This is a genomic window from Ramlibacter sp. 2FC (assembly GCF_005503345.1).
Lineage (GTDB): Bacteria > Pseudomonadota > Gammaproteobacteria > Burkholderiales > Burkholderiaceae_C > SCMQ01.
In genome coordinates, this window is the sequence record NZ_SCMM01000003.1 from 69,776 (window position 1) to 94,745 (window position 24,970).

The following is a 24,970-nucleotide window of genomic DNA, read 5'->3' on the forward strand; positions in this document are numbered from 1 at the left end:
GAAGAGCCAACATGATTAATTCGATCGTCATCGTCGGCGCAGGACAAGCGGGCTTTCAGGCCGCTGCGTCGCTGCGGCAATGCGGATTTTCCGGTTCGATCACCCTCGTCGGGGACGAGCCGGGCCCTCCCTACCTGAGGCCTCCGCTGTCGAAGGCCTATTTGCTTGGCAAGGCGACAACGCAGGAACTGGCGTTCAGGCCTCAGGCGTTTTTTGACGAGAACCGGATCGAGCTCGTTGAAGGCCGCGTCGAGTCCGTCGACCGAACCCGTCGGCGGGTGAGGCTCAGATCGGGTGGCACGCTCGGTTATGACCACCTGGTGCTTGCCACCGGCGCCCGACACCGGGAACTGTCGCTTCCCGGCGCGGACTTCCAGGGTGTATTGGGTTTGCGAACCCTGTCCGACGCGGACGCGTTGAAGGCGCGTCTTGCATCGATCGAAAACGTGGTTGTCGTGGGGGCCGGATTCATCGGGCTTGAATTTGCCGCTGTGGCCCGCGCGCTCGGCGCTTGCGTCCATGTCCTGGAGGTCGCGGACAGGCCGATGGCTCGCGTCGTTTCCGCGAAGACCGCGGACTTCTTTGCATGCGTGCACTCGGCGTCAGGCGTGAATCTGCATTTTCGACAGGGCCTAGCGGGCATCCATGGCGACGAGGGACGAGTCACCAGCGTCAAGTTGATGGACGGCGCCATGCTGCCCGCGGCTTTCGTGGTCGTCGGCATTGGCGCCGTGCCGAATATCGAGCTGGCGGCGGACGCGGGTCTGGAGATCGACAACGGCATCAAGGTCGATTGCAACCTGCTGACTTCCGATCCAGCCATTTCGGCGATCGGCGACTGCGCCTTTTTTCCTGACGTTCATGCGGGCCGTGGCATCCGACTCGAGTCGGTTCAAAACGCCGCTGACCAGGGGCGCGCCGTGGCTGCTCGCCTGACTGGAAAGCCCGAAGCTTATGCGGCAGTTCCGTGGTTCTGGACCGACCAGTACGACCTGAAGCTGCAAATCTCAGGCCTGTCGACGGGCCACGATGAATCCGTCGTGACCGGAAGTCTCGAAGAGCGAAGTTTCTCCGTGCTTCTATTCAAGCGCGGACAACTGGTGGCCGTTGAAAGCGTCAATCGTGCCAGTGATTTCATGGCCGCACGCAAGCTGTTGGCGAAACGCCTGGGCCCCTCACCCGCCGAGGCGGTCGCCTCGGGTTTTGAACTCCGCAAGTGGGCGGCGGAAAACCTGTAATCGGCCGATACGGCAAACCTAACCGGAGAAGCACATGTCCCAGCAATGCCCCTACTATCCCACGCCTCGGGAGAACCCCCCTCATCCGACCAATTACCTCGCGGAGCATACGGAGCACTACCCGCTCGTGAAAGCCCGACTCTGGAACGGTCAGCACGTCTGGTTGATCACCCGCTATGAGAACGTTCGCGCCGTCCTGATGGACAGCGAGACATTCAGCCAGAAGCCGGAACCGGGCTACCCGACGGCGACGGAGGGGCGGGGAAGCACCGTTCCGACCGAGGTCCCCACGTTCGTGCGGATGAATCCGCCGGAACATACGGTCAAGCGCAGGATGGTCACGGCCGATTTCACGTTGAAGGCGGCGAATACCTTGCGGCCCAGAATGGCTGAACTGGTGGATGGACTGCTGGACCGGATAGAGCAGAAGGGGCCGCCGTCGGACCTGTTCGCGGATTTTGCATCGCCGATGCCCACCGCCATCATCACGGAGTATCTGGGGCTGCCGCTGGAGGATCTCGCATTCACCCAGGAAAAGTCCTGGACCAAACTGAACCCCGAGACGGATGGCCCGACGGCCAAGCAGGCTCAATTGGACCTGATCGCGTATCTCGACAAGCAACTCCGGCTCAAGGACCAGGACCCTCACGCCAATGACGTGATGTCCCGGCTGTTGCGCGATCACGTGAAGCCAGGCCATATCGGCTGGGAGGAGGCGCTCTACACGATCGAGCTGATTCTCGCCGCGGGCCTCGAGACCACCGCCAACATGCTGGCGCTCGGCGTACTGACGCTGCTGCAGCACCCTGACCAGTTCGAAATGCTGCGCGTCAACCGTGAGTTGATGGGAAGCGCAGTCAATGAACTGCTTCGCTATCTCACCGTCAACCAGAGCATCGCGGTCGGCGCACGGCTTTGCAAGAAGGACACCGTCATTGGAGGCCAGCCGATTCGTGCAGGCGAAGGAGTGTTCACCGTCCTGCAATCGGCCAATCGCGATGAGACGGTGTTCCCCGATCCCGACCGGTTCGACATTACCCGAAACCCGGCAAATCACCTGGCATTCGGGTATGGCGTGCATCAGTGCCTGGGGATGGCGCTTGCCAAGGTCGAGATGGAAGTCGCCCTCAACAAATTGCTGGATCGCTTCCCCACCCTGAGGTTGGCGGTGCCCTTCGAAGAACTGCAGTTCAAGCACGCCACCGTATTCGGCGTGAAGGCCCTGCCGGTCGCGTGGTAGGCGCAGGCCTGCCTCCGGTCGGTGGGGCGGCGCCGCGACCTGGCGCGTGAAATCACAGGAGCAACAAGCATGTCCACATGGTTCATCACGGGATCGCGACGGGTCTCGGCCGTCATTTCGCCCAAGCAGCGCTCAGGCGCGGCTTCGATGTGGTCGTGACCGCGCGTGAACCCGCAAAGGTGCAGGATCTGGTGGCCGACGATCCCGAGTCGGCGCTGTGCCTTGCGCTCGACGTCATGGATTCGGCGCAGATCACGCAAGCAGTTTCGCAGGCCGAGCGCCGCTTCGCGGTGGCATCGACGTCCTCACGAACTCAAGACATTCATCGACTCCGAGGTGCCGAAGTACGTCCGTCTAGCCAAGGAAGCCAACATACAGCCCGAATGAACCCCGGGGCGGATGCAATCTGCACCCGCCTCGGTTCAGGCCCATTGCATCCGGACTTGAAATGCGTGGGCCGTTTGGCCTGCACCTCTTTCAGCCTGTCAGACGCGTCGACCCCAGTCAGGTCCCCCGCAGCCGCCCCGCGGAGCCTTGAGCACTGGCGGCGCACAGCCGCCACCTTCGCAGCCACGCCGCCGCAGTGCGTGTCTTGGACGGCGCGCTGAATTGACGATGCCGCGGTCCGAAGCGGCCGGGGTTCACTGAAACTGTGTGACCACGAACGCCCCGGCGCCAGCGGATTTCGTCATGTTTTCGAAAACACCTTCAACCTCTGAAAGTGTGATTTCCCTGTTCACCATCCTTTCGGGATTCAGCCGCCCCTGCACCACCATGGGAATCATGGCTTCGAAGCGATGCGCCGCCATGCCCAGCGATCCGACGAGCGTCAGTTCCTTGTAGACCATGGCATCGATGGGAACGCTGATGTGCCCCGCGTCTTTCTTTGTCGTGATCCCAATCTGAAGATGGCGGCCGGTCTTGCGCAGGCTCAGAAGACCGTCGACGCAGGTCTGCGCCAGGCCCAGCGCGTCCACGGACACATGAGCGCCGCCACCACTGATTTGCAGAACCGCCTCAACCGGCGGAGTTTCAAGGCTATTGACCACATGGAGAGCGCCCATCTGCCTGGCCAGAGCCAGGTTGTCCGGATTGATGTCCACGCCAATCACTCGAGCGCCCAGCGCAGCGGCAATGTTGATCGCCGACAGCCCAACGCCGCCACAGCCGTAGACGACAACCCATTCGCCTGGCTGAACCTTGGCACGATCGACCAAGCCATGGAACGAGGTCATGAATCGGCAGCCCAGGGCCGCTCCAGCCGTGAAGTCGATCTCTTCTGGCAATGCCACAAGATTGCGATCGGCTAACGGGACCGCCACATATTCAGCGTAGCCCCCTGAATAGGTCTTTCCGGGATAGAGGGGGTTGTCGCACAGATGTGACAAGCCCGCCTGACAATGAACGCAAGTTCCATCACTGCCGGAGAACGGCACCACCACGCGATCCCCCTTTTTGAATCGGGTTACGCCGGGCATAACCTCCTCGATAACCCCGGTGAACTCATGACCCATGATCAAGGGGAATTCGCGCTTGAAGTCGCCGTTCCAGGCGTGCCAGTCACTGCGGCACACGCCGTTGGCCTTCACGCGGATCACGACGCCAAGCGCCGCGGGCTCAGGGTCCGGCATATTCCGGACGGCCAGCTGCTGGATACCCTCAAGTACAAGTGCCTTCATTTCGTAGCCCTTCAAGCGAAAAACTGATTTATCTGGCGTCCCTGGAAACTTCGTGATCGATGTCCCGTTCGCCGTAATTTCACGCGCCGACCAACCTCACATCCTCATGTGACCAGCTCAGGCCGACTTCCTCCCCCTCAACAAACTCCTCGCCCAGACAAGGTGCATGGATCGTGAATATTTCGCCGTGTGGCAACTGGACACGGTAACGATTGGCAGCTCCCAGATAGACGCGCCCGAGTATCTTTCCCTTGATTCCGTCACCCGCCACACTCTTTCTCAGGGAAATGGATTCGGGCCGGAGCATCACTTCGGCTGCGCCACCAACTTTGACTGAATTCAAGTCGGTCGGGATATTCAGCCTCAACCCCGACTCGCTGACAACGAAACGATCGCCGTTGCTGTCATTGACTGCGCCACGGACAATGTTCCCGGTTCCGAGAAACCTCGCCACAAAGCGACTTGCCGGGTTGCGATAGATGTGACTCGGACGACCGATCTGCTCGATCCTTCCGGCGTTGAAAACAGCGATCCGGTCCGAAAGCGACATCGCCTCTTCCTGATCATGGGTCACCATGATCGTGGTGATTCCCAATGAACTATGAAGCTGCTTCAGTTCAAACTGAAGATCCTCTCTCAGATTCTTGTCCAACGCTCCCAACGGCTCGTCGAGCAGGAGAATGGACGGCTCGAAAACGAGGGCACGGGCAAGCGCCACCCGTTGCTGCTGACCGCCTGAGAGTTGAGAGATCTTTCTATCCGACAGGCCAGTGAGCTTCACCCGTTCGAGCACTGTGTTGACCGCCGGGGTGATTTGCGCTTCCGGGAGCTTGCGGATCTTGAGGGGAAATGCGACGTTTTCCCGGACGCTCATATGCGGAAAAAGTGCGAAGCTCTGGAAGACCAGTCCGATATTTCTTTTGTTCGGCGGCAGATCCGTGACGTTCCGGTCACCCAGATAAATTTGACCGCTATCGGGATGCGCGAGCCCCGCGATCATGGACAGTAACGTTGTCTTGCCAGATCCGCTGGGACCTAGCAAGGTCAGGAATTCACCCTGTCGAACTTCCAACGATACATTGTTCAGTGCAACTACTTCCCCGTATCGTTTTTCGACTGATCTAATTGATATGTTGCTCATTACTACCTCACGTTGTGGCGCCAGCGATTACTGCACATTCAATTTGACTCCCCGAGCCCCATGAAGCTTTGCAACGATCATTAGGAGCAGAACGCTCAGCGTGATTAGCAATGAAGCGACAGCCGTAATGGTCGGATCCAGGTGCTGCCCGAGGTCGTTGAACATCTTTTTAGGAATCGTCACGTGGTTTCCCGCCAAGAAATAAGTGACGACCACCTCATCGAAACTGATGATGAACGCAAAAATCCACGCAACCGCAATCGATGGAAGAATGTTGGGCAGCGTGATGCTCCAGAACACCCTGAATCTGTTCGCCCCCAGAGTTCTGGCGCTATCCTCGATTCGCTGATCGACTGCCTTGACAGCAACGCCGATGACGCTCACGACAAAGGGCATTGCCACTACAGAATGTCCGATCACAAGCCCGGTAAAGGTACCCAGAACGCCAAGGGTGGCGAACATGAAGTAGAGAGCGAGTGCAGTGATGATGTGAGGAATGATCATCGGCGCCATGAAATTGGATTCCATCGCGCCAACCCAGCGTCCCTTTGATCTGGCCATCCCGTAAGCTGCCAACGTGCCGAGCATCACTGCGATCCCGCTTGAGACGATCGCCAGCTTGAATGATGTCCAGAAAGCCTCTATCCAGACAGGATTCGAGGCAAACGATTGGTACCAACGCAGGGAAAATCCCGTCGGCGGAAACTGGAGCGCGGACTTGTCCGAGAAGGACATCAGCACCACGATCAATATCGGTGCGCACAGGAATACGAGAACCGACGCTCCACCCAGATGGACGAGAACTCGGCAGATCCGGTCCAGAGCAGATTGCGAATTTTCTTCCTTCATTTCCCACCTCTCGCGCCAAGCGCCGCCTGGTGTCGATACACACTGTAGACAACCAGGGTGACTACCAGCAAGACGCTTGACAGCGCAGCAGCCAAGTTCCAGTTCGACAGCACATTGATGGTTGCGTCGAGCACTGTGGCAATCATGGGGACACTATTCCCACCCAGTATGGCCGGCGTAACAAGAAACCCGAGCGTCAGAATGAAGACAAGCATTGACGATGCGAGAAGCGCAGGGGCGGTGAGCGGGAAGAATATCTTCCAGAAAACCACTAGCTGGCTGGCACCCAGCGACAGGGCAGCTTGCATGAGCCGCTTGTCGACCGCCACCATGGCGACATAAACGGTCAACACAACGATCGGCAGGAGCAAACTCACGGTCCCGACCAGAACGCCAAACTCGTTATAAAGAAGCGGAAGCGGTGCCTCAATGACTTCCCACTCCAGCAAAAGTCGGTTCAGAATTCCGTTGTTGCCCAGTATCACGATCCAGGAATACGTTCTGACCAAGATGCTGATCCAAAATGACAACCCCACTGCCGCGAGAATTGCGATGCGGATTTTTGGCGACCTCAGGGTGAAGATCCAGTAAGCAAGTACATATCCAAGGACAGCAGAGCCGATTGCACTTCCGAGCGCCACCTTGAAGGTGTTGAGGATCACCCGGACGTAGACACTGGTCTCGAAGAGTTCCAGGTAGGCCGAAAAGGGCGTCGACTCTCCCCTGATGCTCAAGGAAAGCAGCTGAAGCACTGGCAGATTGAACGCCAGCAGGATGAAAGCCGCCGCGGGCAACAGGTAGACGCCGTTGCCCGCTCGTTCAAGCATTGAACGCAGATTCATGACTCGCTTAGAGGCCAAGCTTGAATTGCTGCCAGCGCTTTTCCACTGTGGGCGCTATTTCAGTCCATCGCGCAATGTCGTTCATGAACTGAACCTTCCTATTGGCGGCGGAGGTCGGGTATTGCGAAGCCTTCTCCGCAGGGAGGAGCTTGTCGAGGTTCGGGCTTGAGCCGGAATACGGGATCCGGCTCATGTATACCAACTGGTTCTCAGGAACCGTGAATTCCCGGAAAAACTTCATCGCAACCGCTTTCTGTTCAGGAGTGGTTCCCTTGGCGATCGAGAAGTACGAGAGGTCCAGCAGTCCTTGCTGGTACGTGAAATTTATGCCGGGCTTTCCATGGACGCGACCGGAGTAAGCGACGGAGTAGACGACCTCCTTGTCCTGCAATAGTTGCGGGGCTTGGGATCCTGCGGTCCACCAGATGGACACGTGGGGCCTGATCTTCGCCAAGCTCCGGAATGCGCGGTCGATATCGAGCGGGAACAACTTGTCCATCGGGACGCCATCTGCCAGGAGTGCGAACGGCAGCATCGCGGCGGGATCGTCGATCATTGCGCGCTTGCCTGGGAAGTCCTTGACGTTCCAGAAATCCGCCCATGAGTTGCCCCCCGCGTCACAATAGTTGTCGCCCCAATAGAACCAAGAACCTGGGGGCGGCGATGAAGGAAAGAAGTGGCTCGATACGGACAAGCATTCAAGGATCGTGCGGTAGCACGGTTGTTGCCGCCTGAAAGCGCGGCAGTGCAAGAAGTGGCCCATGCGGTGGGTGTTGGGGTTGAGACGTTGCAACGCTGGCACAAGGATGCGCAGTCCAGGCCCGCCCGCGGGCGGGCCTGGACTGCGGCGGCGCGGCTGGAGGCCGTGATCACCACGGCGGCGCTGGCTGAGGCGGGCAAGAGCGCATGGTGCCGCGAGCACGGCGTATACCCGGCCGAGTTGGACAAATGGCGCTCCAGCGCCACTGCCGCGCTGGCCGAACCCGAGGAGGCTCGGGCCAGCCCGCAAGCCACCCGGCAAGACAAGAAGCGCATCAAGGAATTGGAGCGCGACCTGCTGCGCAAGGACCGGGCTCTGGCCGAGACGGCAGCCTTGCTGGTGCTGTCAAAAAAAGTCGCGGCGATCTTCAACAAAGGCGAGGACGAATGACAGTCCTCGAGGATCGCCAGACTCTGGCCCACGACATTCACACGGTGCACAGCGCAGGCGCGCGCCTGCATCTGGCATGCGAGATTGCCGGCATCGATGTGCGCACCCTGCAACGCTGGAAAGCCCAACAAGGCCTCTTATGCGGCGATGGCAGACCGCAGGCGGTGCGTCCGACCCCTGGCCATGCCCTGAGCCCGGCCGAGCGCGCGGAAGTCTTGCGCGTGGCCAACGAACCGCGCTTCGCGGCCGTGCCGCCTGCGCGCATCGTGCCCACACTGGCCGACGAGGGTGTGTACATCGCCAGCGAGTCCACCTTTGCGCGCGTGCTGCGCGAGCATGGGCAAGCTGTCCATCGTGGGCGCGCCAAGGCGCCCAAGCGGGTGCGCCCGCCCACCACGCACATCGCCACTGCGCCCCGAGAGGTTTGGTGCTGGGACATGACCTATCTGCCGGCCACTGTGGTGGGGCGCTGGTTTCACCTGTACCTGATCCTGGACCTGTACAGCCGCAAGATCGTGGGCTGGGAGGTGCACGGCAGCGATAGCTCCGATCACGCCGCTCACCTGGTGCGCCGCACGGCGCTGGCCGAGGGCATCGCCGCGCTGGCCCACAAGCCGGTGCTGCATGGCGACAACGGCTCCACGCTCAAGGCCACCACGGTGCTGGCAATGCTCAACTGGCTGGGTGTGAAGCCCTCGTACTCCAGGCCGCGTGTGAGCGACGACAACGCCTACGCCGAGTCGCTGTTCCGCACCGCCAAGTACCGCCCGGAGTTCCCCGCCAAGGGCTTCGCCAATCTTGCCGCGGCGCGCGCCTGGGCGGCCGATTTCGTGCGTTGGTACAACTTCGAGCATCGGCACAGCGGTATTCGCTACGTCAGTCCGGCGCAGCGACATGCCGGTGACGATCACGCGATTCTGGCGGCACGTCATGCGCTGTACACCCATGCGCGAGAGCAGAACCCGGCCAGGTGGTCAGGCAAGACACGCAACTGGTCGCCCGTGGGCGCCGTGACGCTCAACCCCGAGCGCGATTCCATCGTCAGGGCGCATTCGGGCTGCAACGATATTCAGCAGTTGGCTGCATGAATGAGGCGACAACTACCTTGACGCGCGCCGGTTGAGCGGTTTTACATCGGTTCGCCAAGCAATCACCGTGGAGAAATAGGACCAGCCAATTCCGTGACTGTCGCGCGCATCCGGATTGATCGGCATTGGATTGATAGCGTCCCAATCCAGCGGCTCCAGCAGATTCTCTGCTTTCGCTTGCGCCATCCATGCTCTGGGCACTAGAACAATCGGCGTCGTTATATTCTTCGAGGCGACCATTGCCTTGATCTTTCCCAGCAAGTTGGGGTTTTCTCGAATGACCCTGATTCCAGTTTTTTTCTGGAAAGGCTCAACGAAAGCCGCCTGCACTGCCTCGCCGGTATCCCCGCCGGCTTCAAGCATTCTGATTTCCTTGACCTCCTGGGCGTAGGAACCAGAGAAGGACGCTGCTGCGAGCGACACCAGAAATGCTCGTCTAAACATTTTCATTTGATTCGACTCCATGTTGACTCCTAACTGCCGTGTTGAATGATGGCGGTAACGCTTGCTGGCGAAAATGCTGATCTAGGCAATCGGGTCGCCCCCGCATTGCGCGAGATTGTTATTGGTTAATCAATAACAATTGCATTTTGTTCATGCGTTAACCAATGAATATCAGTGTTTTCCCTATGCCGACCCACGCTGATTCAATGGTTACCGCAATGTGCCAATGACCTCGTCCAGAGGCACAGGGCCAAACGCATGACCTGAGGCGCGAATCGGGGTCGGAGAACAAGGGGGGAAGGAACAGGGCGCCGGAACCTGACCGGAGTCGAGCGACAGCGGGATACGCGGACTTTATGTGCTCGCGCGCACCGGCTTCAGCGATGCGTCGAACCTGACCGTTTGCGGTCTTCAGGACACGTGATGCACGTACTTCGGATGCATGAATGCAGCCAAGCCTTCATGGCCGCCTTCATTCCCGTAACCGCTATTCTTGATGCCTCCGAACGGCGCCTCGATCTGGGACACGGCAAAGCTGTTGATGCCAATGCCTCCAGCTTGTAGTTCATCGCAGACCGTCACCGCGGTTGCGGCCGAGCTGGTGAACGCGTAGGCTGCCAGCCCATACGGCAACCGGTTGGCTTGCGCAAGCCCTTCCTCGAGTGTCGAGAAGCGTCGGACCAAGACCAAGGGGCCGAAGGGCTCGACCTCCATCGCCTTGGCAGCGTCAGGGACCTCGGACACCAGGCTGGGGCGCCAGAAGTTTCCCCGCGGATGGGGGCGAAAGCCACCCGCCAGCAGCTGACCACCATGGGCCACCGCATCGGAAACGAGCTCTTCCATTGCATCCACACGGCGCGAATTGGCCAGCGCCCCCATCTCACTGGCGGGATCAAGGCCGGATCCGACGACGACCTTGTCCATTGCTTGCGCAAAGGCACTTACAAAAGCGTCGTAAATACCGTCCTGTACGAAGAAGCGCGTGGGCGATGTACAGACCTGACCGGCGTTGCGCGTCTTACCCTGCACACAGGTCACGACCGCTTTGTCAATGTCCGCATCATTGAATACGAGCACGGGTGCGTGACCGCCCAGCTCAAGCGTGCATGGCTTGGGACTTTCGGCAGCCAACCGGGCAATCTCGCGGCCAACAGGCGTTGATCCGGTGAAAGTCACTTTACGTGTGACATTCGAGCGAATCAGATGAGTCGATACTTCCGCTGGCTCCCCGAACACAATGTTCAATACGCCAGCAGGCAGTCCCGCGTCAGCGAGCGCCTGGGCCAGTGCAATTGCGGAGGCTGGAGTTTCTTCTGACGGTTTGAGCACGACGCTGCAACCCGCGGCCAGCGCACCCGCGATCTTGCGAGCCGGCAGCGCCGCAGGAAAGTTCCAGGGTGTCAGCGCTACCACGGGTCCGAGCGGCTCCATTATCACGAGCTGTCGCGCGCCAGGCAGGCGCGCTGGAATCACGCGACCGTTGGCGCGCAGAGCCTCTGCGGCGTACCAGTCAAAGGCCTCCGCGGAATGCAGGAACTCGGACGTGGACTCAACGAGAGTCTTGCCCTGCTCCATTGTCATGAGCCTGCCTAGTGCAGCGGCGCGTTCGCGAAGAAGGACCGCGGCTCGCTGCAACGTGGCTGCACGGTCAATGGCAGGCTTGCGTCGCCAGTGCTCGAAAGCTGCCTCGCAAGCGTCCAATGCGTCGTCGAGATCCTGTCGACTGGCGCGTGGAACCTCTGCCAGTACCTCGCCGGTAGCTGGATCGCGCACGATCGCGCAGACCCCGTCGCCGCCATCGCGCCATTGCCCGTTAATAAAAAGTCGTGGCGCAGGGTACTTGTCGTTGGATACAGTCATTGCGATTTCCTTTCGGGTTGATGCACCGGGGTTGCGTTGAACTGGGAGGAGACCGTCACGCCTGGATGCGATCTCTTTCGAAACGAATCTTCAGTTGTTCGTTGGCGGTCGGCAGCGGACTGAGGGGCAAAGCATCGTGCAACCCGGATTCGCAGGTGAGACGCTCACCGTGCTGCCGCATCGAGGTTTCTCGTGGGACATGAGGATGTCTTGTCGGCGAAGGCCTGCGGGGCTGATTGATTTAGCAAGCTTTTGAGCTTGCGGTGCCGACTTTTCGAATCGGCACCACCGTTTTCAAGATGTCCTCCGCTCACTCAGGCTGAATGCCAGCTTCGCTGATGCGGCGCTTCCAGAATGCGCTTTGTTCGCTCAGGAAACGAGCGAACTCATCGACAGTGGTCGCCTCCACGATGGAGCCAGTGCTTTGTTCCAGCTTCTGGCGAACTTCCGGCGTTTCAAGCGCTGCGCGGAGCTCCGCGTTCAGGCGTGTGACGACCGGCTTGGGCGTACCCGCCGGCGCCAGCAGGCCGATGTAAGCAAACAGTGTGAAGTCTTCCAGGCCCGGCGTTTCGCGCAAGGTCGGGGTTTTGGGAAAAATACCGAAACGCTTCGATGTCGTGATGGCGAGCGCCCGGATCTTGCCGGAGTCAATCAGGGGTCTTGATGCGGCAAGATCGACGAAGGTGAAATCGACCTGTCCACCGATTAGGTCGGTGAACACCTGCGGCGTGGTTTTGTAGGGCACGGCAAGCGCCTTGAACTTGCCCATTGAAACCAGCATGGCACCGGCAACCTGGCCGGTCGTGTTGCCGTAGCCATAACTCAGCTTATCGGGGTTCGCTCTACCGAATTTCAGCAGGTCGTCAGCCGTCTTGAAGGGAGAGTCGCCTCGAACCAGAAAGGCCTGCGGATTCATGGTGAGCCTGCCGATCGGTGCGAAGCCGTTCAGCGGATCGTAGCGAAGCGTCCGAAACAGGAAAGGATTACTCGACTGCGTGGAGTTGGTACCGACCAAAAGCGTATAGCCATCCGGCTGTGCTCGTGCGACGTATTCGGCCCCGATCTGCCCACTCGCTCCCGCTTTATTATCCACGACGATGGTGGCCTTCATGCTCTTGGCCATCCGCTCTGCCACTGTGCGCGCGACCACGTCGGCGCCCGTTGCCGCGCCGAAGGGAACAACCATAGTGATCGGTCTAGACGGATAAGCCTCTTGCGCGAGAGAGCTCCCTGCGAGCAGCGAAGCCGCCAACAGCGGCAGCGACCTGAAAATATTGCGAATCATCTTGCCTTTCTCCTTCGATACGCCATGAACGCGAGGTTTTGCCTGCGATGAAAAAGCTGCGCGCCGGCTGGACTTGCCAGCCGCCACGAGTGGTTCAGCATCTGGATGGCGATCAACGGTTCATCTCACACCCTCATTGCAGAATCCACTTCGCGACACCTGCAACGTTGCCTCAAGCCAATCAATCAGATGTTGACCTATATATGGTTGACCATTATGCATGAGCTCGACGCCACACGTCAATGCGCGACAGAAATCTCTCTCTCCTGTCGACTGCACAGGCTCAAGGTTCTCAGGTCATAGGCAGGTCCGGTACGCTATGACACTCGCGCCCAAGCGCGCCTGGACATCGTCAGACTGGTTCGAGGGCTTCTGCAATCGTGCGACTGCACTCGGCCAACCGCTACCTGTCACCTGGGAGCGCAGCCTCACGGCTGCATGATTTGGTGTACGCGGAAACGAGACAAAGTCAGGGCCAACGCGCGCAGGCCATTGGGCGGTTAGCTAAACATACCGACCGCAGCCTGGATATCTGCGCAGGGAAACCGAAGCACCAGGCGGCACGGACCACGGCGCAGGGCAATCAGGAAACGGACATGCCCCTCTGGCGCCCCAGCAGCCAACTGACGGACTGGCCACGCATCACCGCGCAGACTTGTTGGCCCAAGCGCTGTTCAATTACAGGGCGCCAGGGCACCAGGTTAAAGCCCATGCCGTCGTCGAGCATGGCGAAACGACCGCTGTCGAGCTGGATGCTGCGACGGTAGATGCCGCTGACCCGCTCGCCATCCTTGAGCGGGCGGTAAGTCTGGCCGGTCTGGTCCTGCAAGGACTTGCCGATGATCGCGAGTTCCCGATCCCGCAAGTTCGACAGCAAGTTGCGCTCGAGCACGATGCGCTGGCCGTGGTGTTGTGCCAGACTCAGCTCGACCAGGAAGTCCCCGCGGCTGCGCATCGCATCGCGCACCTGGGCACCAAAGCCTCGCACTGCCAGACCGACATCGCTCAAGACCAGTTGTCTGTCCAGCCAGGTAGCACCGACGGTGCGCACCTGCTGGTCGATGGGCAGGTGCGAGCGCAGCTCGATGGTCGGGCCCGTGCCTCTGTGGGCATCGTGCCGCCGGGCCTTCTCCATCAGATCCGGCGGCACCTGCCAAAGACCTTCGGCCATGCGCTGCACGATGCCCGCGCCTCGCAACGCTTCGAGCCGGCGCACGTGGACCTCGACTGTGGATAGCGGATCCCGATCACTGGTCTGCTCGAGCTGGCCCAGATGCTCGGCGGTCCTGTAGATGCCGTCTCGAGCGACTGTCGCGATGTTTCGATCCACCGCCCGCTCCCCTCCAGCGGCCTTCACTTCCACGATGCCGCCCAGCGGCAAAGCGGCCAGATCGGCGCCGACCGGCAGACGCACATAGTGCGCGCGGCCATCGATGCCATCCACCACCAGATAGCCCCGGTCATTGAGTTCATCGGCCAAACCCTTGGCAGCGATGCGGCCGATGACAGCCTTTGACGGCTCCATTTCCAGGACCAACTCCCGGTGCTGCCCCTTCATTGCCCTATGTATCGTGCGCAGGATATCGCCACGCTCGCCCATCCCAGCCAGTGTCTGCTCCATGCTCGGGGATAGTCGCCAGTGGTTCGCGTCGATGCGCTCGACCAGCTCCATCGCCTCCAGCCGCTGCAGCCGGGCACGAAGGACTGTCTGGCGCTGTCGGTCCTTGGGCTGCTGGGTCAGGTCCATGATATCCAAGGTGGCCTGCCGCAGCAGCGCCCGGTCAAGGCTCGTCAGCCGCTCCTGTTCAACCTCCTGCAGCAACCCCTGCCGTATTTCCAGTTCGGTGCGCGGCCCCAGCCATTCGGTCGCCAGCTCGCTGGCCCGCATGCGCATGCCATGTGCCATGTAATCCGGCGCAATCACCAAGTCCGACCCCCTTCCCGGCCCCTCTGCGGTGCGTCCGCGCAGCACGATGTGCGTGTGCGGGTTGTCCGTGTCCCAGTGATCCACGGCCACCCAGTCCAGCCGGGTCTCCAGATCGGTCGACATGCGCTGCATGAACTCGCGCGTGTAGCTACGCAGGTCCTCCAACTCCCCTGCATCCTCCACCGAGACAATGAAGCGAAACTGATGCCGGTCACCCTTGCCCCGCTCCTCGAAAGCCTTCAAGTCGGCGGCGTCAGCCTCAGGTCCGTAAGCTTGGCCACGTTGCCCATCGCGTGTCACACCGTCGCGCTCGATGTAGCGCAGGTGGGTTGCAACAGATTTGGCTCCAGCCTTCTTGAGCACGACATAACGGGACTTGATGACCACGCGCCGGGCGGTCACCCCAAGCGTGTGCCCCGTCCTGCCCGCTGCGACCCGCCCCCGACCAAAAGTCGACGCGGGACGGGCGCCGCGTGCACCAGAAGCATTTGCTCCGGCCTTGGAAACCTGCTTCAGAACTTGCGAAACAAAGCGCTGCGCACGTCGCCCGCTCCCCGCACCATCCCCGCCTTTTGGGGTTCCGGGCTTGACCTTGAAAGGGTTGTCGTCACGCGAGGTCATGTCGCAAGCTCCAGCGCAATGCGGCAACCCAGATCGAAAATGGCACGCGGCGAACCCTGATGTCTTGTGTGTTTGAACCCCGCCACAGCACACAGGCCACAAGCCGCCGTGCCGCGCCAACCCCACGTGCAGACTGGCTTGGCGGCCGGGTGCGTGCCGGCCCTTTTATCTTGCCCTCTGTCTTCACCGGTCCCTGAAGCCTCCGACTTCGGTCTCGGCTCCGACACCGCGCCAGCCGCACACAGGGTGTGCCACGCTGCCTGATGGGCAGCGCCAGTGCAGCGATGGCTGCACACTGGCAGCAAAACATCTGCACGAGAGACAACGCCGTCATAGCGAGCGGCCTGTTCCGGGTGGCCGGAACTGCACACGAACCATGAACCGTGGTGTAGCGTAGGGGCTGCAGGTGATAGCCGGCAGCAGCGTGGCCGTTCGGTGATCTGGCGCCCCGGGTGGTGCCCGTTCGCGAGAGTGGTTCTGGCCACGGACGATTGCACATTTTGGTGAGCACTGCTTCCCGCTGGAGAGATTTGTCTTGCATTGAACGTGGCCAGGCTCTCGGCTTGACTTGCGCAATCTGAGTTGTTTGGACTGGAGGATGCAGATGTTTAAATTGCCGATACTGGATCCACGGGCGGCCTTCGTGGACGTGGGAAGCGAGCAGATGCATGTGTCCATTGCGGGAGGACCGCCCGAAGTGTTCGGCACGGTCACCTCGCAGCTGCATGCGCTGCGCGACTGGTTGATTGCGCAAGGGGTGCGCTCGGTGGCGATGGAGGCTACCGGGGTGTACTGGCTGCCGCTGTACGGAGTGCTGGAGAGCGCTGGGCTGCAGGTCGTCATGGTCAACGGGCGGCAGACGCGCAACCTGCCCGGACGCAAGACCGACATGAAGGATTGCCAGTGGGGAGCGACGCTGCACGCCCATGGTCTGCTGCGCGCAGGGTTCGTGCCGCCGTCGTACATCCGCCAGTTGCAGGACTACATGCGACTGAGGGATGACCACATCACCATGGCGGCCAGCCACGTGCAGCACATGCAAAAGGCACTGGAGCGCATGAACGTCAAGCTCCACGACGCTATCAGCTCGCTGACCGGGGTCAGCGGCTTGGCCGTGGTGCGCGCCATCCTGGCTGGTGAGCGTGATCCTGGCAGGCTGCTTGCCCTGTGCGACATACAGATCCAGCGCAAGAAGGCCGAGCGCGTGAAGGAGTCGTTGCGCGGCACCTGGGCAGACGAGCACCTGTTCGCCCTGGCTCAGGCGCTGCAAAGCTGGGAGCACTATCAAGGACAGATCGCGGCGTGTGACGAGCGGATCGCTGTGCTGCTGAGCGACAGCGGCGGGGACGGCGAGACGGGGGAGCGGGTCGCCATTCGCGGCCCGCGCAAGGGCGCCAGCGAGAACGCGCCGAAGATCCCGCATCTGCGGCAGATGGTCACTCGGCTGTGCGGCGGCAAGGATCTGGCAGTGCTGCCAGCGCACACCGAGTACGGCGTCTTGCGCCTGGTCGCTGAGGTGGGCACCGACCTGAGCAAGTGGAAGACGGAGAAGCACTTCACGTCCTGGGCCGGTTTGGCGCCGGGCAGCGACCAAAGCGGCAAACGTCGGCGCTCGCGCAGACGCCAGCGAAATCGTGTTGGCCGCATGTTCTGCGTGATGGCGCGCTCGCTTGCTCGCAGCAAGGACATCGCGTTGGGGGGCTACTACCGACGCATGGCCGCGCGTCGAGGAGCCTCGGTGGCCAACGTGGCCTTGGCGCGCAAGCTTGCCGTCCTGTTCTGGCGGGTGATGGTTAAGGGCTTGGACTTCGTCGAACACGGCCTGGCTAACTACGAGGTCAAGGTGCTGCAAACCAAACAGCGCGCCCTGCAGCGACTGGCCAAGCAACTTGGCCAGCAGGTGGTTCCCCTCCCACAACCCGCCTGAAAAGGGACGGTTCATGGAGAGAGCTCCAGGTCCAAATCGGCTGCGCACTGCCGATCACGTTGGCTGCGGCAATGGGACCAAAGTACCGGCTGTCAAACGACGCCGGGTTCGTGCTGCTCAAGAGAAACACCTCGCCACGCACCAGTCGTCGGCACTTCTGCCAGGCAGACAGCGAACGACCCTGCCCATCGGCACGCGTCACAGCGGCCACCGCCTCGTCGTCGATGCGCACCGATTCGCCATCAACGCACACCCGTTGCGGCGCCACGGCACCAATGCGCTTGAGCAGGGGCACGCCAGCCGGCAGGTAGCCGCGCTGCGCCGCCAGCGCGGCAGCGGGTGCCGGAAGCCGGGCCAGCACGATGCTGCCGACCTGCAGCGAGTCGGCGGGCACGATGCGGTACCAGCCGCGCGGCATGCTGTCGGTTGGGTTGTAGACGATCTGCACACGGTTGGGGATGGCCAGCGGCATGAGCAGCGCCGCCAGGCCGATGTCCATGCAGAGAATCATGGCGGCGCGCTTCATTGCAGAACTCCACGCGCCACGTGCGCCATATGCCGCTCGGGCGTGTACTCAGGCAGCGGCTGGCGCGCTGCCAGCCGGTTGCCAACCGTGCGCCAATACGTCACGGCCACGGTACACGGATCAATGCCCCACTGCTCAATGGCATCGATCGCCGCGAGCACTGCTTTAACCTGCCGTTCGCCCTCAGCGCGCAGCAGAATGCGCGCACCTGGCACCACGCCCGAGATGCGCTGCGCGCCGTCGAATGGCATGGGCGCCTGCAGCACCATCAACTGCCAGAGCGCAGTGCCGTAGTCGTTGGCGATCCACTTCACACGACAGCAAACCGCGCCAGGTACGAACACCACGACGCGCCGCCAACGGTCCAGCGCTGTCTCGCGCACGGGTTGCCCAAAGCGCAGCCACACATTCACCCGTTGCTCGACAAAGGCCAGCGAAACACGCATGGGTGTGGGTGTGGGCGCCATCCGTCCAGGCCCCGCCGCCGGCACAGCCGCTTGAAGTCCTGACTGCATCATGGCGTTCCCTCCGGAAACTCACGCTCCAGCAGTTCCCGCAACATCTCGACGGCGGTAACACCCCGCTGAAACGCCACGACCTTGATGCGTCCGCGCAGCGCAGGCGTGACGTCGATGGTGAGCCGTGCCGTGTAGATCGATGCCCTGGTGACGGCAACGACGGCCTCGGCCTGACGCACCCAGGCTGAGGCCGGATCGGCACCGGGCCTGCGGCCAATCGGTGCCCGTCGTTGCAAATTGGGACGCTGTGGCTTGGTCATCGCAGCATCTCCCCCACGACCTGTGCCAGCGCCGCGATCTCGCGCGCGGCTGCGCAATGTGGCGCCACCTCGAACGCCAGACGGCCAGCGGCCACACTGTCGGCAAACACGATGCGCTGGGACACTTCCACCTGCAGCGCGGGAAACGGCTGATCGGCCAGCGCTGCGCGCGCCTCGCGCCCGATCACCGTGCCCACGACACGCCGGTTGACCACAAAGGCCGCGCGCAGCTGCGGCCGGAACACCCGCGCCTCGGTGATGAGCTGCACCATCTCATGGCTGGCCCAGACATCATAGGCGCTGGGCTGCACCGGAATCAGCACCAGGTCTGCGGCGAGCAGCGCGGAGCGCGCGAGTGCCGCCACCCGGGGCGGGCCGTCAATCACCACGAAATCAGCCTGCAAGGCAATCTGCGGTGCTTCCTGGTGCAACGAGTCCCGTGCCAGGCCAAACACGCCGTACAGGCGACCGTGTCCGCTTTGCGCGCGCCGCTGCGCCCAGTCCAAGGCGGAGCCCTGCGGGTCGGCATCGAGTAGCGTCACGCGCTGCCCCTGCATGACGAACTCACCCGCGAGGTGCGTGGCCAGCGTGGTCTTGCCTGCCCCGCCCTTCTGGTTAAGCAGCGCGATCACTTTGCCCTGCCGGTTCTCTGCTCCTGGTAAACGGCTTTCATCGGTGTCGAATGAAGCACTGCCCGTTTTTTGGGCAGCGGTGTTTCCTCTTTTATCCATGGTTATGTCTTTAGTTAGATAAGTTAAGGAGGCCCGAAACCGTTGCTGGGTGCGGGCTGGCGGCCGGTGCGCACGTGTGATTACCCGTGTCGTTTGCGGGCGATTCCCCGAATGCCGTGCGGGTGATTCCCGAGTCCGGACACAGCTTGTCCACTGACTTATCACCTGCGGCTGTGGATAAGTCGGGCTGCGTCGGCTGCGACCAGCAGCGGAACCGGAGCCAGTCCGTGCTGCCGACGTGCTCAAGGGAGAGCCAGTAGCCCGGCAGCGACTGCCGGTGCACCAGCCGCCGCAACTGAACGGCGAAGTCGGCGTAGCGCTGCAGGCTGCCCGACTTGAGGTGTAAATGGCGCAGGTTGAAACGCCAACCCTCCACCTGTCTGCCCCCATGCTTGCGCACCAGGCGGTACAGCCAGCGCTCGATGCCGCCGGTGAGCCGGAAATACGCCGGGTCCAGGGTCAGGACCAGCGCATCCTCCATCACCCCGGCGTAGAACCAGTCGGCCAGGATCAGCTCGATGCCGTAGGAACGGCCCCGGGCACCGGGCAGCTCCTTCCATTCATTGATCCATGAAAAGCGGTGCATGCGCCGCCCGGCGGGCTGGCGGATGGACGTGGCCACCGTGGTGGACTGCAGCCGGTCCAGCGCCGCCTTGAGCATCAGATAGTCCTTGAAGCCGGTACCGCGCTGCACGAAGGTGAGGATCTCGTGCGGCGTCGCGGCCATCAGACGCGAGGTTCGCAGGCCCTGGTCCCGCGCCTGCACGATGTGACTGGCCGCCCAGATCAGCACGTCGGCATCCCAGATGGTGGCAATACCATGCTCGGGCACGCCTTCGACCGTCAAGGTCACACCACCGGCCTCGAAGCGGATGGGTACCACCCTGCGCGACTTGGCCAGCGAGAAGAACGGATAGGCCATCAGATCCTGCGCATCGCGCGGGGCCATGTCGCCGCCCGGCAGCGCGCGGAACAGCATGAGCTGCTCCCGCTCACTCAAGGGCTTGACCATGGCCACGATCCCGTTAGTGACGCTGACACCGGATCAAGCCCCACTCAGCGTACCGAGGCCCGCTGCGGGCAGCCAGGATCGGAGGTCATGTCATAAGCCCGGCTGTTGGCCCAGGCACGCAGGTCCTCCGCCGCATACAGCACGCGCGCGCCGAACTTGCGGAAGCGCGGTCCGCCGCCCAGGACCCGCTGCTTCTCCAGCGTGCGCGGCGAGAGCCGCAGAAAGGCTGCGGCCTCGTCATTGGTCAGAAACTCGGGATTACCGGGCGTTGCAACGGACGGCTGCGCAGCCGCAGGTAAGGGATGCAAAGGCAGGGAATTCGCAGTTGCCATGAAGGCCTCCATCGACGGTCATCGCCTGGCAGCGAAATGCCGCCAGATGGAGGAAGTCTCAGGAAACCCGGTTCACCTGCGAAGGGAGATATTCAGTGCTCGGGTTCGTCTCCGGGGGCACCGATGTACTGTTGGCGCACCCCGGCCAAGGCCAGATAACCGCCAAGCATCAAACCCTCGGCACGGGTCAGGAGGTGGCGAACTTGCGCGCGAAGTTCGCCATCGGCCGTCCAGCGTGTGCGCACGGCATCCACCCCAAACAATACCCCGGCAATGTCGCGGTGGCGCGCGCCAGCCTGCGACGCATCAAGCGCCTGCAGGGCGCGCAAATGCAGCAGCGCTGCGCGGCTCGCTGGCCGAGGCAGGGGTCCGGGGACTTCGCCACGAAACACGCGGGCCTGTGCCTGGTACTCAGACAGGCGCGTGCGCGGGGATGGGTCGAGCGGCACCAGCAGACCACAGGCCGCACCATCTTCCAACTCAGGGGACAGCGACACACGCAAGCAGTGCGGGCCATGCAACGCCACGAGGACCAACTCCGTGCCCGCATGCGCGATGCGCTTGCGGCCAGGAATCTGCCAGGTGCTGAAGGTCTTGGCTACCGAGGCATCGTGCTGACCAGTGGCTCGTGCGTGGAGCCATTCGGCGGTACCCACGGCCCAGAGTGGATGCGCTTGGCGGGCATCCAGGTCAGGATCATCGGCAATACTTCAACCCCCATCGGGCCGCATCGGCCCGGTGGCGCTTGCCGAGCCAACTGGCGCGGTAAGCAGGGTTGCGGCGCAGGTACTCCCATGCGAGCGCAGGACCGTCCAGGTCCAGGGTGTAGAGGTAGGCTGCCGCAGCGCGCCAAGGCGCGGAACAGTCGGCGGCATCGATGTGGATCGTCATTGTTGTTGCTCCCTTGGCGGTTCCAGAAACCTGCCGCAGATAGTAGGGGCAACTGGTCGCCATCAAGACAGTTGACTGTTACCAAAGGTTGCGACCAGCACACCGTTTGGGTGTCCATGGCGGCAACACCCATCAATCGTGAATCGCCCCATCCCGTGCCGCATCAGCGGCATAGGCCGACAGCGCTTGCCTGGCCTTGAAATGCGGATCGGCCACGATGCGCAGGCCGCGCGGCCCCCTCACGCCCTCTAAGGCGGACAGACTCACCGTGCCCAGCTCGGGAAATCCGGTGCCCGCATCGCACAGTCCGTAGGCCTGGTCGCCATCGGCATCCAGGCTCACCAGCAGCCAGACGGCACCGGCGTCCAGGGTGTGGAGCTTGACGACGGGAAAAGGATCGATGGTTTCGCCACGCGCACGGGCTGCGCCGTTGGCCAGCATTTGTGTGCGCTGCAGCTCAGTGAGGAGGGTCATGGCGCATCCGTGGGATCGTTAACAGAAATTTACTGTTGTAGAACCACCCTGAACAGTTTCAACTCTAGTCGTTGTTTGCATTCAAGGCAAAAGAGTTAAATATAACGTGGTTTAAATTGTTCTGAGCCGCGACGCTCCTGCCCATGCAGAAGCGTGCAATCCAGCGAGGACGGCCAACCGGCGCGACGACCTTTGAGTCCGCGCCCGCTCTGGCGTTCGGGGCTGCGGTGCGCGCCACCAGAACCGAAGACGGCATCGCCCAGGAAACGCTGGCCCATCTGGCGGGCATCGAACGATCTCACATGGGCAAAATCGAGCGGGGCGAGCACATGCCCACGCTGGCCCTGGTGTTCAAGATCGCGCGAGCGCTGGGCCGCAGTGCTGGCGAGCTGATGCTGGAGACGGAAGCCAGGCTTCCGGCGGAATGGCATCAACCGCCAACCGGCAGTTGATGCCTGCGGCGCCTACGCCACGATACGCCCCGCCATCCGGGCTTCCCGTGAATACGCACTGATCGGCTTGTCTGCCTTGAAGTGCAGATCCCGCTCAACTGGAAGCTCGAGGCGTCCCCGCACCGTCGTCAGTTCGGCCAGACTCACATAGCCCAGCTCCGGAAAGCCATGCCCCAGATCGCACAGTCCGAACGCATGGTCTTCATCATCAGGGTCAATCTCTGTCAGCAGCCAGGTGGCACCCGCATCGGGTGTGAACAGCTTGACCACTGGCTGTGGGTCAAAACCCTCGTCGGCGAGGGTTTGTCGGCCGTTCGCCAGCAACTGTGCACGCAGCTCGCCGGAAATAAGGTTCATGATCGCAACTCCTTGAATGGACGCTCCCGATCGGAGCGCTGCGATCCCAGCGCACGCGCAAAGCGCGGCCGTCACACCCCCGACTCGGTCGGTGCGGGCTGGGGGTTGACGGGCGTGCGGCGTGCGCCAAGCTGCGCGGCTTGTCCGGTCGGGATGTGGCCAAGCCCAACAGGAGTGCGCCACCATGAACTTCGTCGACTGGGCATCGCTTCAAGACAAACTGACATCCACGGCCATCCAGTCGCTGGCCGATCAGGCATCGCCTGTCCGGCGGACTTGCAGGGGTGCCAAGCACCGCGCGGCGGGGACGGGCTTGCAGCCGGTCCCCTGGAGGGCAAGCGAAGCGCGCAGGCGTCAGGGATGGAAGCCCAAAGGGGCGAGACGCCATCGGTGGCTCGATGCGCAGCACGACAGCGCGACCCGGCATCGCCCGGGGGACGCACGGAAATCAGTGGAACCTGCGATGCGTCTTTACTCAAAACCTCAGAAGTACAAAACCACCTTCACGCATCTGCGTAAACCCACAGAACCGTGCATTCGTAAAAGGAGCTTTGTGTTCATGCGGAAATCCGGATTTACTCATCCGCGTCAAGCCGTACATCCGCAAACCCGTCAATGAGCAAAACAGGTAACACGTAAAAAGCCCGCAACATACTGCGGGCCACTCACTTGCTGGAGTTCGTAAAACGCCCCGCCGCAAGGCGGGGCGTCAGGGCGACGCTCAGTCGCCCTTGCTGCGCGACCAGATCAGGCTGTGCGTGCCGTCCTCGGCTTCCACCAGGCGGGCGTAGATGGTTGCCGGGAACGACGGGTCATCCAGCGTCACCGACAGGTAGGGCCGTTCTGCCTTGCTGACTTTCTTCCACGCCGCGCCGATCTCGAAATTGCCAGCGACGATGCGGTAGTCCGGGGCGTTCCCGCTTTCCTTGTCGTTGGGAACGATCTTGACCTTGACGTTGAGCGTCAGGGTGCGAACCGTGCCGGTGAAGCTGTTGCCTTGGGCGGTGAAATTGCCGATATTGGCCATGATGAAGTCCTTTGAAAGTTGACCCGGTCGCGACCATCGCGGCCTTGGGCAGTGATCCGATGGGCGCGGGTCCGGGCGCGCTGCACCGCAGAGCAAAGCGATGAGGCCGCAACGCAGTGGAGGACCGGGAGGTACGAGAAATTTGCCTCGCGAGGAAGACCGCAGGTCGGGGAAATTTGTCGTACCGGACGGTTGCAGCGAACAGGCCCGAGGCGAAGCCGTGCCCGCGCCAGGATTCACGACCAATGCAAGGCCGCTGTGGGTGTGATCCTGCCGCCAAAGGACGCATGGCCCAGGCAGTATCACCGCCAAGACGTGTTCCGGCACATGCCCAGATGCGGCCCAGGTCTGTTCCACAGCGACGAGGACAAATGCCCCACCGCATCGGCGCTGGCTTGATGGTTCTCGGCGTGTTGGGTTCTGGCAAGGCGGATGGCCTGTCGGAGAGCCTCTGCCATTCGTGGCGACCCGCCCGCTTGCACCGAGGCCGGTGCCAGATGGGGCAACCTGGCGCAGCAAAGGCCGCTCCACTCTGACGCCCCCTGGGGCGGGGCGTGTTCAGGAAGTTTCGGGTTCCCGGCTGCTGGAAATCAAATAGCGCGCGACACACCTGCCGCGCGCGTCGCCAACAAAATTACCATCTGATTTCGTCACGAGCGCCCCAACTTTCGCAGCAATGCGAGACTCCATCGACACACGCTGCGCCACCACCAGTGTGACGGAGCTCTCGCAAACCACCTCGTGGTCATCGGATGCCTGAACGCAGAAGGTCGCGCTTCGCTCCCCCAGCCGTTCAACCCACCCTCTCAGCTTCAGGGTCGATCCTGGCGGGATCGGCCCCTTGTGCTCCAACTGGATCGTCCGGCCCACCACGACCTCCAAGACGGCATCCACGTGCCGCTGCATCTCGCGGATGCAAATGGACTCGACAACAGCGACCAGATAGCCGGTCGCCAGGCATTCGATCAGCCTCTGCGCATAGTCGCTCCCATGCGGGAGCCTGGAAAACAGCGCCCGGGCCGTCTGCTCTGGAGGCACGCTGTAGGTTTCTTCAAAGGAAATTTCACTGAGGCCTTGGTGGTTCATTGGGATTGGGAGA

General features: G+C 62.0%; 26 protein-coding genes and 2 pseudogenes. 7 read left to right on the top strand and 21 right to left on the bottom strand.

From position 1 onward, the window contains the following. The first annotated feature begins 11 nt into the window (after positions 1-11). From FFS10_RS02765 to FFS10_RS23820, 3 genes are all read left to right on the top strand, one after another. The gene (locus FFS10_RS02765) at positions 12-1,238 is read left to right on the top strand and encodes an NAD(P)/FAD-dependent oxidoreductase (protein WP_137891241.1); all 1,227 of its coding nucleotides are present in this window, start codon (positions 12-14) and stop codon (positions 1,236-1,238) included. Between the two features lie 34 nt (positions 1,239-1,272). Then, complete coding sequence (locus FFS10_RS02770; protein WP_137891243.1) at positions 1,273-2,478, top strand: cytochrome P450; 1,206 nt, start codon at positions 1,273-1,275, stop codon at positions 2,476-2,478. Between the two features lie 77 nt (positions 2,479-2,555). Beyond that, on the top strand, positions 2,556-3,086 hold the full coding sequence (locus FFS10_RS23820) for an SDR family NAD(P)-dependent oxidoreductase (RefSeq protein ID WP_212744074.1): 531 nt from the start codon (positions 2,556-2,558) through the stop codon (positions 3,084-3,086). 33 nt (positions 3,087-3,119) lie between these two features. Here FFS10_RS23820 and FFS10_RS02780 read toward each other — a convergent pair whose 3' ends face one another. The 5 genes from FFS10_RS02780 to FFS10_RS02800 form a co-directional block, all read right to left on the bottom strand. Continuing rightward, positions 3,120-4,172, bottom strand: coding sequence for an alcohol dehydrogenase catalytic domain-containing protein (locus tag FFS10_RS02780; RefSeq protein WP_212744075.1), 1,053 nt, complete (start codon positions 4,170-4,172; stop codon positions 3,120-3,122). A 64-nt stretch (positions 4,173-4,236) separates the two neighbouring features. Beyond that, positions 4,237-5,298 carry an ABC transporter ATP-binding protein gene (locus FFS10_RS02785; protein WP_137891245.1) on the bottom strand — a complete coding sequence of 354 codons (1,062 nt, stop codon included), beginning with the start codon at positions 5,296-5,298 and terminating at the stop codon, positions 4,237-4,239. 27 nt (positions 5,299-5,325) lie between these two features. Beyond that, a complete protein-coding gene (locus FFS10_RS02790; RefSeq protein ID WP_137891247.1) occupies positions 5,326-6,147 on the bottom strand; it encodes an ABC transporter permease in 822 nt (273 codons plus the stop codon). Further along, positions 6,144-6,989 (bottom strand): ABC transporter permease, encoded by an 846-nt coding sequence (locus tag FFS10_RS02795; protein ID WP_137891249.1) that lies wholly within the window; start codon positions 6,987-6,989, stop codon positions 6,144-6,146. The genes FFS10_RS02790 and FFS10_RS02795 overlap by 4 nt, the downstream gene beginning before the upstream one ends. Positions 6,990-6,996: 7 nt before the next feature. Next, the gene (locus FFS10_RS02800) at positions 6,997-7,752 is read right to left on the bottom strand and encodes an extracellular solute-binding protein (RefSeq protein WP_137891251.1); all 756 of its coding nucleotides are present in this window, start codon (positions 7,750-7,752) and stop codon (positions 6,997-6,999) included. On the opposite strand from FFS10_RS02800, the gene FFS10_RS02805 reads away from it, so the two are divergent. Then, positions 7,666-9,227, top strand: a protein-coding gene (locus FFS10_RS02805) for an IS3 family transposase (protein ID WP_137891253.1) whose coding sequence is annotated in 2 segments (ribosomal slippage) — positions 7,666-8,104 and positions 8,104-9,227 — 1,563 coding nt in all. Because the reading frame shifts where the segments join, the coding sequence is not laid out codon by codon here. The genes FFS10_RS02800 and FFS10_RS02805 overlap by 87 nt on opposite strands. 12 nt (positions 9,228-9,239) lie before the next feature. On the opposite strand, the gene FFS10_RS02810 is transcribed toward FFS10_RS02805, so the two are convergent. The 4 genes from FFS10_RS02810 to FFS10_RS02825 all read right to left on the bottom strand — a co-directional run bounded on the left by FFS10_RS02810 (position 9,240) and on the right by FFS10_RS02825 (position 15,364). Continuing rightward, positions 9,240-9,692, bottom strand: a complete 453-nt coding sequence (locus FFS10_RS02810) for an extracellular solute-binding protein (protein WP_137891255.1) — start codon at positions 9,690-9,692, stop codon at positions 9,240-9,242. Positions 9,693-10,082: 390 nt separating this feature from the next. Next, positions 10,083-11,531 carry an NAD-dependent succinate-semialdehyde dehydrogenase gene (locus tag FFS10_RS02815; RefSeq protein ID WP_137891257.1) on the bottom strand — a complete coding sequence of 483 codons (1,449 nt, stop codon included), beginning with the start codon at positions 11,529-11,531 and terminating at the stop codon, positions 10,083-10,085. A gap of 310 nt (positions 11,532-11,841) precedes the next feature. Then, positions 11,842-12,816 carry a Bug family tripartite tricarboxylate transporter substrate binding protein gene (locus FFS10_RS02820; RefSeq protein ID WP_137891259.1) on the bottom strand — a complete coding sequence of 325 codons (975 nt, stop codon included), beginning with the start codon at positions 12,814-12,816 and terminating at the stop codon, positions 11,842-11,844. 583 nt (positions 12,817-13,399) lie between these two features. Then, on the bottom strand, positions 13,400-15,364 hold the full coding sequence (locus FFS10_RS02825; RefSeq protein WP_137891261.1) for a relaxase/mobilization nuclease and DUF3363 domain-containing protein: 1,965 nt from the start codon (positions 15,362-15,364) through the stop codon (positions 13,400-13,402). A gap of 604 nt (positions 15,365-15,968) precedes the next feature. Between FFS10_RS02825 and FFS10_RS02830 the strand changes: the two genes are divergently transcribed. Continuing rightward, the gene (locus tag FFS10_RS02830) at positions 15,969-17,291 is read left to right on the top strand and encodes an IS110 family RNA-guided transposase (protein WP_171016039.1); all 1,323 of its coding nucleotides are present in this window, start codon (positions 15,969-15,971) and stop codon (positions 17,289-17,291) included. Positions 17,292-17,322: 31 nt separating this feature from the next. Here the strand turns inward: FFS10_RS02830 and FFS10_RS02835 are convergent. The 9 genes and pseudogenes from FFS10_RS02835 to FFS10_RS02870 form a co-directional block, all read right to left on the bottom strand. After that, positions 17,323-17,817, bottom strand: a pseudogene (locus tag FFS10_RS02835) (S26 family signal peptidase); the annotation flags it as partial. Beyond that, positions 17,814-18,332: a DUF2840 domain-containing protein gene (locus FFS10_RS02840; protein WP_502702647.1), complete on the bottom strand. Its 519-nt coding sequence runs from the start codon at positions 18,330-18,332 to the stop codon at positions 17,814-17,816. The pseudogene FFS10_RS02835 and the gene FFS10_RS02840, both read right to left, overlap by 4 nt. Beyond that, entirely contained in the window at positions 18,332-18,595 is a 264-nt protein-coding gene (locus tag FFS10_RS02845; protein ID WP_137891269.1) for a chromosome partitioning protein ParB, read from the bottom strand. Before FFS10_RS02845 ends, FFS10_RS02840 begins: the two co-directional genes overlap by 1 nt. Continuing rightward, entirely contained in the window at positions 18,592-19,326 is a 735-nt protein-coding gene (gene parA / locus FFS10_RS02850) for a ParA family partition ATPase (RefSeq protein WP_249931140.1), read from the bottom strand. Before parA ends, FFS10_RS02845 begins: the two co-directional genes overlap by 4 nt. A 208-nt stretch (positions 19,327-19,534) precedes the next feature. Beyond that, positions 19,535-20,338: pseudogene (locus tag FFS10_RS02855) on the bottom strand (replication initiator protein A); the annotation flags it as partial. A gap of 44 nt (positions 20,339-20,382) precedes the next feature. After that, entirely contained in the window at positions 20,383-20,670 is a 288-nt protein-coding gene (locus FFS10_RS02860; protein ID WP_137891273.1) for a helix-turn-helix transcriptional regulator, read from the bottom strand. Between the two features lie 92 nt (positions 20,671-20,762). Next, positions 20,763-21,326, bottom strand: a complete 564-nt coding sequence (locus FFS10_RS02865) for a DUF2285 domain-containing protein (RefSeq protein WP_502702645.1) — start codon at positions 21,324-21,326, stop codon at positions 20,763-20,765. A 40-nt stretch (positions 21,327-21,366) separates the two neighbouring features. Next, positions 21,367-21,561, bottom strand: a complete 195-nt coding sequence (locus FFS10_RS23825; protein ID WP_502702646.1) for a transcriptional regulator domain-containing protein — start codon at positions 21,559-21,561, stop codon at positions 21,367-21,369. A 132-nt stretch (positions 21,562-21,693) separates the two neighbouring features. After that, positions 21,694-22,035 carry a DUF2958 domain-containing protein gene (locus FFS10_RS02870; RefSeq protein WP_137891275.1) on the bottom strand — a complete coding sequence of 114 codons (342 nt, stop codon included), beginning with the start codon at positions 22,033-22,035 and terminating at the stop codon, positions 21,694-21,696. A gap of 143 nt (positions 22,036-22,178) precedes the next feature. Here FFS10_RS02870 and FFS10_RS02875 point away from each other — a divergent pair, with 143 nt between their 5' ends. Next, entirely contained in the window at positions 22,179-22,487 is a 309-nt protein-coding gene (locus tag FFS10_RS02875; protein ID WP_137891277.1) for a helix-turn-helix domain-containing protein, read from the top strand. Between the two features lie 12 nt (positions 22,488-22,499). On the opposite strand, the gene FFS10_RS02880 is transcribed toward FFS10_RS02875, so the two are convergent. Further along, a complete protein-coding gene (locus tag FFS10_RS02880) occupies positions 22,500-22,844 on the bottom strand; it encodes a DUF2958 domain-containing protein (protein WP_137891279.1) in 345 nt (114 codons plus the stop codon). A 184-nt stretch (positions 22,845-23,028) separates the two neighbouring features. On the opposite strand from FFS10_RS02880, the gene FFS10_RS02885 reads away from it, so the two are divergent. Beyond that, entirely contained in the window at positions 23,029-23,463 is a 435-nt protein-coding gene (locus FFS10_RS02885) for a hypothetical protein (protein WP_171016040.1), read from the top strand. Between the two features lie 102 nt (positions 23,464-23,565). On the opposite strand, the gene FFS10_RS02890 is transcribed toward FFS10_RS02885, so the two are convergent. Both FFS10_RS02890 and FFS10_RS02895 read right to left on the bottom strand, forming a co-directional pair. Beyond that, positions 23,566-23,871 (bottom strand): DUF736 domain-containing protein, encoded by a 306-nt coding sequence (locus FFS10_RS02890; protein ID WP_137891283.1) that lies wholly within the window; start codon positions 23,869-23,871, stop codon positions 23,566-23,568. Between the two features lie 558 nt (positions 23,872-24,429). Then, on the bottom strand, positions 24,430-24,957 hold the full coding sequence (locus FFS10_RS02895) for a thioesterase family protein (RefSeq protein ID WP_137891285.1): 528 nt from the start codon (positions 24,955-24,957) through the stop codon (positions 24,430-24,432). Positions 24,958-24,970: the final 13 nt, after the last annotated feature.